Source organism: Lawsonibacter sp. (assembly GCF_022777125.1).
GTDB classification, from domain to species: Bacteria; Bacillota; Clostridia; order Oscillospirales; family Oscillospiraceae; genus Lawsonibacter_A; species Lawsonibacter_A hominis.
Genome location: NZ_JALFGV010000080.1, coordinates 1 through 15,960, shown reverse-complemented (window position 1 = coordinate 15,960; position 15,960 = coordinate 1). Strand labels below are relative to the sequence as shown.

Annotated in this window: 16 protein-coding genes; 9 read left to right on the top strand and 7 right to left on the bottom strand. The window is 61.0% G+C overall.

All coding sequences use genetic code 11. The features are described from left to right. Positions 1-183 precede the first annotated feature (183 nt). Complete coding sequence (locus MR825_RS06950; RefSeq protein ID WP_287879778.1) at positions 184-1,650, bottom strand: AAA family ATPase; 1,467 nt, start codon at positions 1,648-1,650, stop codon at positions 184-186. A 223-nt stretch (positions 1,651-1,873) separates the two neighbouring features. Here MR825_RS06950 and MR825_RS06945 point away from each other — a divergent pair, with 223 nt between their 5' ends. Beyond that, complete coding sequence (locus tag MR825_RS06945; RefSeq protein WP_287879775.1) at positions 1,874-2,815, top strand: Ig-like domain-containing protein; 942 nt, start codon at positions 1,874-1,876, stop codon at positions 2,813-2,815. Positions 2,816-2,864: 49 nt separating this feature from the next. On the opposite strand, the gene MR825_RS06940 is transcribed toward MR825_RS06945, so the two are convergent. From MR825_RS06940 to gap, 6 genes are all read right to left on the bottom strand, one after another. Further along, on the bottom strand, positions 2,865-3,086 hold the full coding sequence (locus MR825_RS06940) for a hypothetical protein (protein WP_186908117.1): 222 nt from the start codon (positions 3,084-3,086) through the stop codon (positions 2,865-2,867). A gap of 4 nt (positions 3,087-3,090) precedes the next feature. Beyond that, entirely contained in the window at positions 3,091-3,726 is a 636-nt protein-coding gene (locus MR825_RS06935; RefSeq protein WP_186908118.1) for an ABC-2 transporter permease, read from the bottom strand. A gap of 10 nt (positions 3,727-3,736) precedes the next feature. After that, positions 3,737-4,381, bottom strand: coding sequence for an ABC-2 transporter permease (locus tag MR825_RS06930; protein WP_186908119.1), 645 nt, complete (start codon positions 4,379-4,381; stop codon positions 3,737-3,739). Continuing rightward, a complete protein-coding gene (locus MR825_RS06925) occupies positions 4,369-5,238 on the bottom strand; it encodes an ABC transporter ATP-binding protein (RefSeq protein WP_186908120.1) in 870 nt (289 codons plus the stop codon). The genes MR825_RS06930 and MR825_RS06925 overlap by 13 nt, the downstream gene beginning before the upstream one ends. Beyond that, complete coding sequence (locus MR825_RS06920) at positions 5,238-5,615, bottom strand: GntR family transcriptional regulator (protein WP_186908121.1); 378 nt, start codon at positions 5,613-5,615, stop codon at positions 5,238-5,240. The genes MR825_RS06925 and MR825_RS06920 overlap by 1 nt, the downstream gene beginning before the upstream one ends. A 214-nt stretch (positions 5,616-5,829) precedes the next feature. Beyond that, positions 5,830-6,843, bottom strand: a complete 1,014-nt coding sequence (gene gap, locus MR825_RS06915) for a type I glyceraldehyde-3-phosphate dehydrogenase (RefSeq protein ID WP_287879772.1) — start codon at positions 6,841-6,843, stop codon at positions 5,830-5,832. 288 nt (positions 6,844-7,131) lie between these two features. On the opposite strand from gap, the gene MR825_RS06910 reads away from it, so the two are divergent. The 8 genes from MR825_RS06910 (at position 7,132) to MR825_RS06875 (ending at position 15,660) form a co-directional block, all read left to right on the top strand. Next, positions 7,132-7,926 (top strand): sensor histidine kinase, encoded by a 795-nt coding sequence (locus tag MR825_RS06910; protein WP_287879768.1) that lies wholly within the window; start codon positions 7,132-7,134, stop codon positions 7,924-7,926. Between the two features lie 280 nt (positions 7,927-8,206). Further along, positions 8,207-9,382: a cation diffusion facilitator family transporter gene (locus tag MR825_RS06905; protein ID WP_186908124.1), complete on the top strand. Its 1,176-nt coding sequence runs from the start codon at positions 8,207-8,209 to the stop codon at positions 9,380-9,382. 210 nt (positions 9,383-9,592) lie between these two features. Next, entirely contained in the window at positions 9,593-10,282 is a 690-nt protein-coding gene (locus MR825_RS06900; RefSeq protein WP_186908125.1) for a response regulator transcription factor, read from the top strand. Next, the gene (locus MR825_RS06895; RefSeq protein ID WP_186908126.1) at positions 10,279-11,730 is read left to right on the top strand and encodes a sensor histidine kinase; all 1,452 of its coding nucleotides are present in this window, start codon (positions 10,279-10,281) and stop codon (positions 11,728-11,730) included. The genes MR825_RS06900 and MR825_RS06895 overlap by 4 nt, the downstream gene beginning before the upstream one ends. A 9-nt stretch (positions 11,731-11,739) precedes the next feature. After that, positions 11,740-12,927 carry a S1C family serine protease gene (locus MR825_RS06890; protein ID WP_287879763.1) on the top strand — a complete coding sequence of 396 codons (1,188 nt, stop codon included), beginning with the start codon at positions 11,740-11,742 and terminating at the stop codon, positions 12,925-12,927. 169 nt (positions 12,928-13,096) lie between these two features. Beyond that, complete coding sequence (locus MR825_RS06885; RefSeq protein WP_287879760.1) at positions 13,097-14,257, top strand: amidohydrolase; 1,161 nt, start codon at positions 13,097-13,099, stop codon at positions 14,255-14,257. A gap of 133 nt (positions 14,258-14,390) precedes the next feature. Continuing rightward, positions 14,391-15,059, top strand: a complete 669-nt coding sequence (locus tag MR825_RS06880; protein ID WP_353845870.1) for an RNA polymerase sigma factor — start codon at positions 14,391-14,393, stop codon at positions 15,057-15,059. Continuing rightward, positions 15,049-15,660, top strand: a complete 612-nt coding sequence (locus MR825_RS06875) for a hypothetical protein (RefSeq protein ID WP_256176484.1) — start codon at positions 15,049-15,051, stop codon at positions 15,658-15,660. The genes MR825_RS06880 and MR825_RS06875 overlap by 11 nt, the downstream gene beginning before the upstream one ends. The last annotated feature ends 300 nt before the right edge of the window (positions 15,661-15,960 follow it).

Below are 15,960 nucleotides of genomic sequence, written 5' to 3'. Positions count from 1 at the left end.
GAAAAGTCGCCCTGTCCGTCATGAGAGGTGTCATTTCCGACGCGCATGTCGCCGGAAATGACGGAGTTTCCTTTCCTTCCGTCGTCTGCGGACGACTCAACTCTGCGAGGCTCTTCTCCAGGAGGGTTTTTCAACAGCCTGAACAGCCCCCGGCATAGCCGGGGGCTGTTGAAGCATTCCGATTCAGGTCCCTTCCGTTTGGGCGCCGTCGTCCTCTCTGAGATCGGCCAGGGTCAAGGACATCAGGTCCTCCTTGCCGGGAGCCTCCAGAGCGGCCACACGGTCGGATTGGCGGGAGACCGCACGTTCGAAAACATTGCGCACATCACGGGCGTTTCCGAAGTTCTCGTCCCGTTCCTCATACAGCTCGCGGAAATACGTTCCGGCGTATTCTTCTGCTTCATCACTGAGCGTATATCCGTTTTTTGCGCACATGGACTGAAAAATGGCCATGAGCTGCCCGCCATTGTAATCTTCAAAGTAAAAATATTTGTTGAAGCGGCTCTCCAGGCCGGGGTTTGCGTGGATGAACGTTCCCATCAGCTCGGTGTACCCGGCCACAATGACGATCAGGTCGGCGCGGTGATCCTCCATGCCCTTGAGCAGCGTCTCGATGGCTTCCTTCCCGAAGTCGTTGGGGGCATCCTGATTGGCCAGGGCATAGGCCTCGTCGATGAAAAGAACCCCGCCCAGCGCTTTTTGGATTACCTCGCCCGTCTTGATGGCCGTCTGTCCCACAAACCCGGCCACCAGGCCGGAACGGTCCACCTCCACCAGCTGGCCCTTGGAGAGGACCCCGATGGCATGGTAAATCTTCGCCAGCAGGCGGGCCACGGTGGTCTTGCCGGTCCCGGGGTTGCCCAGAAAGACCAGGTGCAGAGACATGGGGGGAATGGGCAGCTCATGTTCCTGACGCAGCTTGCGCACCTTGACCAGGTTGATCAGGCTTTTCACATCGGCCTTGACCTTGTCCAGACCGCACAGCCCGTCCAGCTCGGCCATCAGCTCTTCCAGGCTGGGAGCGGGCGCCTGCTCCGCCTCGGTCTGAGGCGCCGCCTCTCCGCCGCCGGCTACGGCGGCGGCGGGGGCCGCCTCATCCCCGGGCCCATCCGCCTCAGGACGTTTGGAAATGAAATCCTTGGCGTCCAGCGGGGCTTTTCCGCCCTTGAGCCCATCCCGGTCGCACAGGGCAGAGAGGCTGTCGGCGCAGGCGTTGACGAATCCCGCCTCCTCCTCGCTGACCACATCGTCCACAGCGGCGAAAAGCAGCTGCATCAGCGTCATCAGGTCGATGAACCGCCGGGCCAGATGGGTACCGGAGACTTTGTCGCTGGCCCGCATGCGGGCAAAAAAGGGAGGCGGCTGAAAGCCGGGGTACTCGCTCACCGCGGTGGAAAGCTCCCAGAACAGGATGGCGGGCACCGGGTTTCCCTTGGTATAGATGGCGTTATAGTACTCCACATGGCGCGGTGTGATGGACGCGCCGTCCCGTCCCCAGACGCCAAGCGTACAGGCACGAAAGAAGATGTCCACCTCCTGGGTGAACTTTATGCGCAGGGTGGCATCGGTGATCTGCCGCCGGAAGGCGGCCACCCCGTCGCTGTATTGCTTATGCACCTCGGCGGCGCTCAGGGATCCCTTCAAGTTCATGCACCTCGTTTCTTTGCTATTATATCCCAAAGACAGGCCCTGCGCAAGAAGTGCTTACGTCTGCCGGTGCTCCGGAAAGAACCGCCGGTCGGTCTGTGGAACACCGGACGGGAAGCGGTTGACATAAATGTTAAAAAACCTTTACATTTTGCGCCCCGGCGTTGACGGCTGTGTTCCGAGCGTGTAGAATGATAGCAAAGTATGTCTGAAGGAGGAATTCCATATGGCAGCGAAGCGTACCGCCGGTACCCGGCAGGAAATGATTCACTGTGACAAATGCGGCGAGGATTATGCCGCTTCCTATAAAAGCTGCCCGTTCTGCGACGAGATGGAATATGAGGAGGAAGGCCGTCCGCGGGGCGGCCGGCGGCTGGCGGGCAATACCCGGGGCGGCGGTTACGGCGGCGGCCCTTCCGTCGGACGGATCATCCTGACGGTGCTCTCGCTGGCTCTGATCGTGGCCGCGGTCATGATCGTCATCTCCATCATCAAGCCGCTGGTGGACCGGGGACAGACCACCCTGCCGGAGGATTCTCCGGCTCAGAACACCCAGCAGCTGGATTCCCCGGCGCCCGGCGAGACCGGTACGCCGGGGGATACCACGCCGCCGGAGGCCTCCGTGGAACCTGCAATCCCCGACGATCAGACCGCCACCGGGTTTACCCTGAGCAAGTCCGAGTTTACGCTCAGCGATACCTGGCCGGATCCCATTACCCTGACGGTGACCTTCCTCCCGGCCGGGTCCACCGGTACGATCACATGGACCAGCAGCGACCCGGAGATCGCCGCAGTGGATGAAAACGGCAAGGTGAGCCATGGGACCAAGACGGGGACCGCAACCATTACCGCCGCCATGGCGGGGGGCATCACCCAGACTTGCAAGGTCTACAACTCCGTCACCAGCGGCGCCGCGTCCTCCGCCGGCGGGACCAGTACCGCCCTCTCCCTGAACAAGACGGATTTTACCTTCTCCAGCAAGAGCGAGCCTGCCGTGTATATGAAGGTAAACGGCACCTCCTCCGCGCCCAGCTGGAGCATCGGGGATACTTCAGTGGCCACCATCTCCGCCGACGGCGTGGTCCGGCCCGTGGGCCGGGGCACCACGACCATCACCTGCAAGGTGGACGGCCAGACCCTGAAGTGCATCGTCCGCTGCAACTTCTGAGCATACATACAGAACGACCCGCTCTCCGCCTGTGCGGAGAGCGGGTCGTTTATCCGAAGGCGCGGCGCAGCCGGTCCAGCTGGGCCGGTTCTTCCACCCAGTGCTCCGTGTAACCGCAGTTCAGGCAGACGTGGCGGATGACCGGGATCTTTCCCAGCAGAGTCACGCTGGAAGTGTAGATGTTATTGCCGGAGGCATAGCGCCCCGGCGTGTCCGGGATGCGCAGGATGTCGCCGGCGCCGCACTTGGGACAGCGATGCGTATGCAGCATGCGCTTACAGCTCCTTTCGCTCATAGATGTGCCGGGCGATCCCGTAAGACACGGCAAAGGCGGCCGCAGCCAGGAGCGCAAGAAGCGCCACAGCCGCCCGGGCGGGCGCCTGCGGGAGACGGAGCCCGCCGCGGTGGAGCTGCCACAAAAGCATCCCGCCGCCGACCACGGCAATGCATACCGCCATGATGGCGAAACGCCCCTTTTCAGCTCCATGCTTCAGCAGGACCGGAAGAAGCACCGCATCGATGCCCAGTGCCACGCTGCCGCAGCATAGGACGGCATACAGGGCGGTGGGGAGGGGCTCTCTCAGCAGCCCCAGGCCCACCAGCAGGGTGATGAGAGCCGACACCAGCAGCAAGCCCAGCAGCAGGAGCAGGAGAGAAAAGAGGTACTTGGCGGCCACCACGCCCCGCCGCCCCGCCGGGGTGGCGGCGGCGTATTGGCCCCAGCGGGCCTGCTCATCATAGGAAAACGAGGTGATGGGGAGCATGGTGGCAAAAAGAACCACCATGCCGGGCAGGATGGAGGCGCTCAGGAAGCCGCTGACTGCGATGACCGTATAGAAGACGGCGAGCACCAGAACGTACAGCAGCTGCTTTTTCAACAGGAGAAAGTCTTTATAGATCAGCGCGTACATATCCGCTCCCTCACAGCTCCTTTTTTTCGTAGATCCCCTGGGCGATCCAGTAGGAGAGCACGAAAGTGCCCACGGCCAGGATCGCCAGCAGGGCGGGCAGGGCGTTTGCCAGCCAGGCGGGCGGCCGGGGCAGGCCGCCCTGCTGCTGGGCCAGCTTGCCCAGCAGCATGCAGCCCCCGAAAATGACGATGAAGAAGATCATGCTGATGGTACGGCTCTTTTCCGCGCCGAACCGGAACAGCAGCGGCAGGAGGATGGCGTCCATGACCATGGCCACGCCCATGCAGGCCCCCACGGCTGCCAGCAGGTCGGCAAGCGGCTCTGTGAGCAGCCCGGTCAGCGACAGGATCGCGGCCAGAACGGCTACCAGGACGGCGCAGGCTGCCAGGACCAGCAGCGTAAAGAGGTATTTGGCCGCCACCACGCCGCTCCGACCGGCGGGGGTGGCGGCGGCGTACCGCCCCCAGTGGGCCTGGTCGTCATAGGCAATGGAGCTCATGGGAACCATCATGGCGATGACCGCCACCAAAGCGGAGAGAATGGAAGCGGGGAACACACCGGTCACGGCCAGTACGCCGTAGACCACAAAGAAGGCCAGATAGTAGCCCAACTGCTTTTTCATGACAAAAAAGTCCTTGCAGATCAGTCCGCGCATGACGCATCCCCCTTTACGGTGAAGAGCATGATCTCCTCCAGAGTCACAGGGTCCACTGTGAGCTGCGGATAACGGCGGCAGAACGCGCGCCGGTCTTTGATCAGCGCTTCGCAGCCAAACTGGCTCACCCGTTTGCCGGCCAGCAGGGCCGGGTCCACCGCAGCCAGGTCGCTCCGGGCGCAGACCAGCCGCCCGTAGGTGTCCAGCAGTTCATCCTTGGCGCCCTGCACGGCGACCTTGCCCTTGTGCAGGTAGGTCACGTAGTCGGCCACCTTTTCCAGATCGCTGGTAATATGGCTGGAGATGAGGATGGCATGCGTTTCCTCCTGGATGAACGCCAGAAACTCATCCAGGATCTCGTCCCGCACCACCGGGTCGAGCCCGCCGGTGGCCTCATCCAGGATCAGCAGCCGGGGCCGGGCGGACAGCGCCGAAGCGATGGAGAGCTTCATTTTCATCCCCTTGGAGTATTCCTTGATGGTCTTATCCCGGGGCAGGCCGAATTTGCGCAGATAATCCTCGAAGCACGCGCTGTCCCAGCGCCGGTAGATCCTGGACAGGATTTTCCCCACCTCGCAGGCGCGGAGGGTCTCATGGAAGGTGCACTCGTCCAGCACGACCCCGATCTGCTCCTTGACGGCGCGCTCCTCTCTGAGATTGTCCATGCCCAGCACCCGGATGGTCCCGCTGTCCCGGCGGATCAGGTTCAGAATACATTTGATCGTGGTGGATTTACCGGCGCCGTTCTCGCCGATCAGGCCCATGATGGTACCGCCGGGAACGGCCAGGGATACGTCGTCCAGGCGGAAGGAACCGTACTGTTTGCTCAGATGTTCGATCTCCAATGCGTAGTTCATCATGACTCGTCTCCATATAAAAGGTTGAGGGTCTCGGTCATTTCGCCCAGAGTGACGCCGCCGGTCTTGGCTGCGTCCACTGCCCGGGAGAGATGTTCTTCCACCCGGCGCAGGGTATCCTCCCGCACCAGCTCCAGGTTGCGGGGGGCAACAAAGCACCCTTTTCCCGGAATCGTGGTCAGAAAGCCGTCCCGTTCCAGTTCTTCATAGGCGCGCTTGGTGGTGATCACGGAAATACGCAGCTCCTTGGCCAGCAGCCGCATGGAGGGCAGGGCCTCGCCCTCCCGCAGCTCGCCCCGCAGAATGAGGCCCTTCACCTGCCGGGTAATCTGGTCATAGATGGGTATGCCGCCGGAATTGCGGATGATGATGTCCATGATGCACCTTCTTGTTGTTTTACTGTATATATTCAGCATGTACAGTATATACGCAGCGGGGACGTTTGTCAATAGGATGCGACCATTTTATCCGTCAAGACAGAACGGCGGCCTGGGACAGGGAATCCTATCCCTGCTTCTTTTTGGTTTTTCGAAAAAACGGAGAAAGCGGAAGCCGCATGCGGCTTCCGCTTTCTCCCTGCTTTACAATGGATTACTTGTGGTCCACACCGTACATATACTGGATCAGGTCCAGTACCTTGTTGGAGTAGCCCATTTCGTTGTCATACCAGGACACGACCTTCACGAAGGTGTCGGTCAGGGCGATGCCGGCGCCGGCATCGAAAATGGAGGTGCGGGGATCGCCCAGGAAGTCGGAGGAGACCACGGCGTCCTCGGTATAGCCCAGGATGCCCTTCAGCTCGCCCTCGGAGGCGGCCTTCATGGCAGCGCAGATTTCATCGTACTTCGCGGGCTTGGCCAGGTTGACGGTCAGGTCCACCACAGACACGTCGAGAGTGGGCACGCGCATGGACATGCCGGTCAGCTTCCCGTTGAGGGAGGGGATGACCTTGCCCACGGCCTTGGCGGCGCCGGTGGAGGAGGGGATGATGTTGCCGGAAGCCGCGCGGCCGCCGCGCCAGTCTTTCTTGGAAGGGCCGTCCACGGTCTTCTGGGTGGCGGTGGTGGAGTGGACGGTGGTCATCAGGCCCTCGGTAATGCCCCAGTTGTCGTTGAGGACCTTGGCGATGGGGGCCAGGCAGTTGGTGGTGCAGGAGGCGTTGGAGACAAAATCCATGCCGGGATCATAGGCGGTGTTGTTCACGCCCATCACGAACATGGGGGTGTCGTCCTTGGAGGGGGCGGACATGACGACCTTCTTGGCGCCGGCGTCAATGTGGGCCTGGGCCTTCTCCTTGGTCAGGAACTGGCCGGTGGACTCCACCACATACTCGGCGCCCACCTTGCCCCAGGGAATGTTCTTGGGGTCCATCTCAGCGAAGAAGGAAACCTCTTTGCCGTTGACGATGATGGAGTGGTCGGTATAGCTGATCTCGCCCTGGAACTGACCGTGCATGGTATCGTAACGGAGCATGTAGGCCATATAGTCCGGCGTCATGAAGGGGTCGTTGATGCCGACAAACTCAATGTCAGGGCGGCTGATGCCGGCGCGGAACACCAGACGACCGATCCGGCCAAAGCCATTAATGCCAACTTTGATGCTCATAATGAATCTCTCCTTCGTTCTAAATGATTTCTTAAGTCTGTTTTTTTCAGCGCGCCTTCATTATAGACTAATCCTCTGCGCTTGAAAAGAGGAAAAACCGAAAAGTTAATGGGAAATTTGAATGAATTTGCGAGCCGGTTATCGGTAAACGTTGCAGTTTCGACATTTTTCGATCTTTTTCTTGTGCGGCAGACCAATATTTGGTATACTGACCTCGTATCGCAGTTTTGATCCGCTTTTGCACATGCTATCAGTGCTCGACCGTCCATACGAGAGGAGGGCTCGGCGTTGGAGCCGTTATTGGAGGAATGGGGGCCGCTTCTGGTGGAGCAGCTCCGGGAACAGCTGAACAATTTAACTGCGGCGGCGCAGCTTTTAACTCCGGTTGTGCAGGAGTCCGGCGAGGAACGCCACCGGCAGTATCTTGCCATTCTGAACCAAAGCGTATACCGTATGACCCGTACCCTGAACAATGCGGAGTATGCCCAGCTGCCGGAAGGGGAACCGGCCCTGCGCCGGGCGCCGCTGGATCTGGCGGGCCTGTGCCGGGAGCTGGAGCGGCAGGTGACCCCGCTGGCCGCGCTGGCCGGGGTGCAGTTCTCCTACGAGGAGGAGCGCGCCTGTCTGCTGACGGTGGGGGACGCCGCCCTGCTGCGGCGGATGCTGCTCAACCTGATCGCAAATGCCCTGGGGGCGGCGGGGAGCGGCGGGCAGGCCGGACTGCGGCTGGCCGATGCCCGGTCGGCGGCGGTGCTCACCGTGTGGGACAACGGTCCCGGGCTGCCGCCGTGCGCGGAAGGGCGCGGCGCAGAAAGCCTGCTCCGCAGGCCGGACGGCCTGGGGCTCGGGCTGAGCATCGCCCGGCGTGTCGCATCCCTCCACGGCGGCGCGCTGGTTTTGGAACAGCGGGAGGGGCGCGGCCTGCGCTCGGTGGTCTCCCTGCCGGTATGCCCGCCGGAGCGGAATCAGATGCTCAAAACGCCCCAAATGGGCTGCGACCCCACCGGCGGTTTTTCCCCGGTATTGGTGGAACTGTCCGGTGTGCTGCCCTACCAGGCCTTTTTGCCGGAGGACGTGGAATAGGCGCGCATACCAGCGTTTGCTGGAGAAGTCCCGCCGCGTTTTGCACCGGTGGCGCGAAACGGCGTTCCACTCTCTCCCGCCGCGGCGCGCCCGGACGGAAGAGGGGGCGAACGCTCCGCAGTGGTTTCGATGGTCTCAGGCATGCGCGGGACGTTTGGTCCCGCGCATGCTTTTCTCTGCCCGTGCCTGAAATGGCTTGGGGCGGGGCTTGACGCTGGCCGGAGGACGTGGGATAATAAAGGGTAAATCCTGGTGCGAATTTGGGCTTGGGAGTGCTGGCATGACCGACTTTTTGATCAAAACTTTCATCCGGGACAGCGAGCAGGTCCACGACCCGGCGGTGCGGGAGCGCTACGGCGTCCTGTCCGGCGTTGTGGGCATCCTGCTCAATCTGCTGCTTTCGGCGGGCAAGCTCTGTGCCGGGGTGCTCTCGGCTTCGATTTCCATCACGGCCGACGCGTTCAACAATTTATCCGATGCCGGTTCGTCCGTGGTGACGCTGGTGGGCTTCAAGCTGGCGGGCCAAAAGGCAGACGACGGCCACCCCTTCGGCCATGGGCGGCTGGAATACCTGACGGGGCTGCTGGTTTCGCTGGTCATCCTGCTGGTGGGCCTGGAGCTGGGCAAGAGCTCTATTGAGAAGATCCTCCACCCGGAGCCGGTCTCGTTCTCCGTGGTCTCTGTGATCATTCTGGCCATTTCCATCCTGGTGAAGCTATGGATGTGCCTGTTCAACCGCCGGCTGGGCCGCCGCATCGGCTCGGCCGCCATGGCCGCCACCGCGGCCGACTCGCTTTCCGACGTGGCGGCCACTTCCGCCGTGTTGGCCGGAACCCTGGTGGGACGGATGACCGGCCTGGCGATCGACGGCTGGGTGGGCGCCCTGGTGGCGGTATTCATCCTGCGGGCGGGCTGGGGGGCCGCCAAGGATACCATCAATCCCCTGCTGGGCCAGAATCCGGACCCGGAACTGGTGCGGAATATCCAGACCACAGTGCTCTCCCATCCGCAGGTGACGGGAATGCACGATCTGATCATCCACGACTACGGCCCCGGCCGGAGCATGATGTCCTTCCATGCGGAGGTGCCCATCGATTCCGATATCATGGAGGCCCATGATGTGATCGACCACATCGAACGGGAGCTGAAGGACCGGTTCGGGATCGAGACCTCGGTGCATATGGATCCCATCGCCACCAACGACGAGCAGGTCAACCGGGTGCGCGCTCAGGTGGCCGCGCTGGTACAGGTCATCGATCCGGCCATGACGATCCACGATTTCCGCATGACCCGCGGCCCCCTCCATACCAACCTGATCTTCGACGTGGTGGTCCCCCATAAGTGCCCGCTCAGCGACGGAGAGGTGGCCGCACGGATCGAAAAGGCGGTAAAGACGCTGGACGACCATTATTTTGTGGTGCTTCAGCTCGACCGCTCTTACGTAAGCGGGCATTAGCCCTGCGGGAGGCGGACAGGGCAGGCAAAACCCCTTTGCCCGATGCTGCGGCATTCTCTTAACAAAAAATTCACCCAACCGCCGCCCGCGGCAGGTATAATGGCAGCAAACGGCCGGGATGCCGGCCGGCGGGCATGAACGATGCGCACGGACCGCTGTGCGTTTGTCGTATCCAAACCAGTAGACCGCAACAAAAAAGGACGGTGCGCTATGGCTAAAAAGGTCCTCATCGTGGAAGACGAAACCAACATTGCCGAACTGCTCCACCTATATCTGGAGAAAGAAGGATTTGACACGGCGGTAGCCGGGGACGGCGGAAAGGGCGTGGAGCTGTTCCGCTCCTTCCATCCGGACCTGGTGCTGCTGGACATCATGCTGCCGATCATGGACGGCTGGTCCGTGCTGAAAAAGATCCGCGAGAGCGATAAGACCCCCGTCATCATGCTCACGGCCAAGGGAGAGACCCAGGACAAGGTGGCCGGCCTGGAGGGGGGCGCCGACGATTATATCGTCAAGCCCTTTGAGATGAAGGAGGTCCTGGCCCGGATCCATGCGGTGCTCCGCCGCTTCGGCGGCGAGGAGGACAGCGGGGAGAAGAAGCTTACCTTCGACAAGCTGGTCATCAACCTGGATTCTTACGAGCTGCTGGTGGACGGCAAGCGGGTGGACACGCCCCCCAAGGAGCTGGAGCTTCTGTACCACCTGGCCGCCTCGCCCAACCGGGTGTTTACCCGCAACCAGCTGCTGGACGAGGTATGGGGCTTCGATTACTTCGGGGATTCCCGCACGGTCGACGTGCACATCAAGCGCCTGCGGGAGAAGCTGGAGGGCGTCTCGGAGCAATGGTGCCTGAAGACCGTGTGGGGCGTGGGCTATAAGTTCGAGGTCGGGGCTGGATGAAAAGCCTGTACAAGCGGCAGTTCGTGATGATGGCGGGGATGATCCTGGTCTCCTTCGCCCTGCTGGGGGCCGCCTTCATCACCCTGTCCTACCGCTATACCGTCCAGGAAAAGCGGGATTCCATGGAGCGCAACGCCGACTATATCGCGGCGTTTACCTCCGCCATGTACTCCAGCGGCTTTAATGTGCGGGACGACGGCTATCAGGTCTACGTCTCCTCCATCGCCCGCATCTCAGACGCCTATGTCCTGGTGACCGCCGCAGACGGACAGGTGATCCTCTCCGCCGACGGGAATACCCTTCAGACCGGCTCTACCGGCTATACCCTGCCCCAAAGCGTGGTGGCGCAGGTACAAAAGGACGGGCGCTTCACCGGAATCACCACCCTGGGCGGACTGTTCCCGGAAAAGCGCTATGTGGCGGGGACTCCCGTACAGGTCAACGCTCTGGATCTGACCACCGGTCAGACCGGGCTGAAGACCATCGCCGTGGTCTACATGGCCGCGGATACCTCCAGCATTACGGAGATGTGGCGGGCGTTCGCCTCCATCTTCTTTTTTACCGCCGTGGTGGTGCTGTGCATCGCCTTCATCACCAGCTCGGTGACCTCCCTGCGGCAGACCAAGCCGCTGAAGGAGATCGCTGATATGGCGCGGAAATTCGGGCATGGGGAATTCGGCGCCCGGGTGAACGGCTATGAAAACCGGCGGGACGAGGTGGGCGAGCTGGCCGAGGCCTTCAACGCCATGGCCGACTCCATCGCCAAGAGCGAGGCCCGGCGCAGCGAATTCGTGGCCAATATCTCCCACGAGCTCAAGACGCCCATGACCACCATCGCCGGATTCTCCGACGGCATTCTGGACGGCACCATCACGCCCGACCATGAAAAGGCGGCCCTGCAGACCATTTCCTCCGAGACGCGGCGGCTCTCCCGCCTGGTGCGGCGGATGCTGGACCTGTCGCGGCTGCAGTCGGCGGAGAACATCACCGCCCAGGAACAGTTCGATGTGTCCGAGGTGCTGCTGCGGGTGCTGGTGAGCCTGGAGACCAAGATCAACGCCCGCCATCTGGATGTGGATACCCAGATCCCCGAGGGGGCCGTTCTGGTCTGGGGCGACCCGGATTCCATCACCCAGGTGTGTTATAATCTGCTGGACAACGCCATCAAATTTTCCGCCGAGGGCTCCACCCTGGGCCTGAGCATCACGACCAAGGGCGGAAAGGCCTATGTATCGGTACGAAATACCGGTCAGACCATCCCGCCGGAGGAGCTGCCGCTCATCTTCGACCGCTTCCACAAAAGCGACAAATCCCGCAGCGTGGACCGGGAGGGCGTGGGCCTGGGGTTGTATATCGTCAAGACCATCCTGAACAGCCACAAAGAAAACATTACGGTGAGCAGTGAAAATGGTGTGACCGAGTTTGTCTTTACGCTGACGCTGGCCTGAGGAGGCTTTATGCGCAATTATTACGATCAGACTGCGGCGTGGCCGCCCCGCCGGCGGGGCGGCCGAACGGCTGTGGTGTGCTTTCTGATTGCCATTGCCCTGCTGGTGGGCGTGGCCGTGCTGCTCCGCCTGCTGCCGGCGGCGGAGCTGGAGCTGCCCGCCGGGCAGGATGGGGATATACGGCAGCCCTTTGCTCCCGCTGCCTCGGAGCAGCCCACCACCGTGGAGCGGGCCCCTTTGGGCGACGGGACCACGCTGGAGCTGTTCCCACTGCCGGAGGGGGAACCTTTGCGCTTTCAGGAGATCTATCAGGCCAACCTCTCCTGCATCGTCAGCGTGCGGGGGACCAAGGGGAGCAGCATGAGCCTGGGCACCGGCGTGATCATGTCGGAGAACGGATACATCATCACCAATTCCCACGTCATCGAGGGATGCAGCGCGGTGGATGTGGTTCTTTGGGACGAGCGCGTTTATCCGGCGCTGCTGGTCGGCCGGGATGAGCAGACCGATCTGGCCGTGCTGAAGGTCGAATGCACGGGGCTCTCCCCCGCCGACTTTGGAGATTCCGGCCTGCTCCGGGTGGGGGATGTGGCGCTGGCCATCGGCAATCCGCTGGGCGAGGACCTGCGGGGCACCATGACGGACGGCATCATCTCCGCGCTCAATCGGGACGTGAATGTGGACGGGCGGACCATGTCGCTGATCCAGACCACCGCCGCCTTGAACTCAGGCAACTCCGGAGGCGCCCTCATCAATGAATACGGCCAGGTGATCGGCATCACCAATCTGAAAATGCAGTCCTACTATGATACGGTGGAGGGATTGGGCTTCGCCATCCCTACGGCCACCGTCAAAGCGGTGGTGGATACTCTGATCGAAACAGGCGTGGTGACCGGGCGGCCCACCATCGGCATCACCGCGTACACCCTTACGCAGGCCATGGCCGAGGCCGAGGGCCTGCCGCAGGGCGTATGCATCAAAAGCGTTCAGGCGGGTTCCGACGCCTGGCGGCAGGGACTGCGCGCCGGGGACGTGATCGTGGAGGCCAACGGCGTCTCCATTCGGACGATGGACGAATTGCAGGCCCTGAAAAACGGGATGCAGGTAGGAGAAGTGCTCTCGCTGCGCTACTGCCGGGAAAACGGCTGGCATACCGCCGACGTGACGCTGGTGGACCAGTACACCCTGGAGGACTGACGAAAAAAAGAGCGCCCCCGAACGGGGACGCCCAAATCAGATCATGCGCGGGAGAATGGAATGAACGCGAAAAAATGGAACCTGCATATTGGCTGAGCTGCAAGCATAGAATACCTTATTTTACCAATTCTGTCAATGAGAACTTTTGTCGAAAGGACGCGGATGCCTGATGCTGATTCAGAACGGGGTGGTCCATCCGATGGATGGCCCGGTAATCCCCTGCGGATTTGTCGCGTTTGAGGAGGGAAAGATCACGGCGGTGGGATCCATGGAAGCCCTGCCCGCCGGGGCCTTCGGCGAGGTGCTGGACGCACAGGGCGGACACATCCTTCCCGGCTTTGTGGATGCCCACTGTCACCTGGGACTGTTTGGAAACGCCCTGGGCTTCGAGGCCGACGACGGAAATGAGGCCACCGACCCCTGTACGCCTCAGCTGCGTGCCCTGGATGCCATCAACCCGCAGGACCGCTGCTTTCAGGAGGCGCGGCTGGGCGGCGTCACCTGCGTGCTTACCGGTCCCGGCAGCGCAAACCCCATTGCCGGGCAGTCCGCCGTCCTCAAGACCACCGGCCGCTGGGTGGATGAGATGGTACTCAAGGCGCCGGCGTGCATGAAATTTGCCCTGGGGGAAAATCCGAAGGCCGTTTATAACGAACGCAAGGAGACGCCCATCACCCGCATGGCCACCGCCGCCCTGATCCGGGAACAGCTCTCCAGGGCGCTGGAATACCGGGATAAGCAGGATAAGGCCCAGGAAGATCAGGGTGAGGACATGCCCGACTTTGACGCCAAGCTGGAGGCGCTGTCCGCCGTGGCGAGCGGGGACCTGCCCGCCCACTTCCACGCGCACCGGGCCGACGATATCGCCACGGCGGTACGGCTGAGCCGGGAATTTGGGCTGAGCTATGTTATCGTCCACGGGACCGAGGGCCATCTGGTGGCCGATCTGTTGGCCCGGGAAGGCGTTCCGGTCATCACCGGCCCCTGCCTGACCGACCGCAGCAAGCCGGAGCTGGCGGGTCAGACGCTGGAGAATCCCGCCCGCCTGAGCCGGGCTGGTGTCAAGGTGGCCATCTGCACCGACCATCCGGAGACGCCCATCCAGCACCTGCCCCTGTGCGCTGCCATGGCGGTGCGCTATGGCATGGACGAGGAGGAGGCCCTGGCCGCCATTACCCGCAACGCCGCTGAGATCGCGGGGGTCGGCCGGCGCGTGGGCACCCTCAGCCCGGGCAAGGATGCGGATATCGTCGTTACCAACGCCCATCCCTTTGATTGGCGCAGCCAGATCCGCGCGGTGTTTATCGACGGTCTCCGGGTTCGGGATTAGGCCCTGCCGCTGAAACAGACTTGCGCCGTTCGCGTCCGCAGCCTTCCCGAATGCGGCCTTGCCGCTTGTTCAGCCGCAGCGGGGCGCGCATCCATTTCGCTGAGTGTTCGTAAAACAGTTTCAGGGGTAGTCGTTGGGACTGCCCCTGATTTTTTGCTCTGCGCTGCGCGGCGGTGTGCTGGCGCGCCCTTACGTTGAGAAGCCGCGACCTTTGGCCGTCCCGGAAATTCGAAAAATTTCAGCGATGCTTTGTAACCTTTTATCGGCCTCATTTGTATTATTGGTGAAAAGCTTTTCAAAAGGACTAAGGAACGTGCTTATGAAACCACCCGTCGAGATGCTGATCGAAGAATATCGGAACAGTCTCTATGCAGCGGCATTTAACGTATGTAAAAATGCGCAGGATGCCGAAGATGTTGTTCAGGACACCTTCGTTCAGTACTGGTCGCAGAAAAAAGAGTTTGAAACAGAGCAGCATATACGCGCGTGGCTGATCAGAGTGGCAATCAACAAGGCGAAGAATAAAAACCATACCTGTTTCAGGCGAAACGCTCTCCCGCTGGAGGACTACATGGAGACCTTGCCCTTCGAGTCGGAGGAGTCGTCTGAATTGTTTGAGGCGGTGATGAGGCTTCCGGAAAAGTATCGTATTGTGGTTCACCTGTTTTACTACGAAGATTATTCTGTAAATGAAATCGCAGACATTTTGAAAATTACGCCGGGCAATGTGAAGGTCAGGTTGTCACGCGGAAGAATGTCCCTTCGCAGCACATTAAAGGAGGTATGGGAAGATGACGAATAAGGAAAAATACAAGCAAGCATTTTCTGCAATTCATACCTCTGATGGTTTTTCTTTGGAGGTTGAAATCATGGAACGAACAGCGAAACATCATAAATTCAAAATGATAGCTGCAGTTGCTGCTGCCTGCGTAATGCTGGTAGGAAGCGCCACGGCCGCATATGCTGCAGATGTGGGCGGGATTCAGCGCACCGTGCAGATCTGGTTCAACGGAGACCAGACGATGGCAACGGTCGAGTTTGACGGAAACGGAAACTACGTCATGGAGCATACCGGCGGCGAGGGTGATGTGCAGTATCAGGGCGGCGGAGGAGTTGCCTTCGCACCCGACGGGACCGAAATCCCTTTGACAGAAGAAGACCTTATGGCGCAGATTACGGCGCCCAATGTGGAATACGCGGAGAATGGGACCGTTTGGGTGTACTGGGGTGGCCAGAAGCTTGACATCACGGATAAGTTTGAAAACGACGTCTGCTATGTAAAGCTCGAAAGTGTAGACGATGAGGAAGAACTGTATATGACGGTCAAATACGAAGGCGGCTACGCCACTAGTCCGCATAGGTATGTGAGCCCCAGGGAGTTCGACGGACGGAATCATCCTTAGGGCATCACTGCACAATTCCCCACGCGCGTCTTGGCGGCCAATTCGCACGCGTTGAATCATGCGGTAATGCCTTAGAATAATAAAAGCTCCAAAACCACCTCCCTGCAGATTCCGGCTTGTCGGGAAGCGGCATAATCATAACCACCGGCCGTGCCGGTGGTTTGCACAGGCCCCCTTGGGGCATGTCCCGGGCAGAGCCTATAGGCTCATCGAAAGGTCTGCCAATCGCGCAGATTTCCCGGGCTTGCCCCTAAAGGGGCCTATTTACTTGCCTTCTTTTACCGGCTTACCCGTAAACGG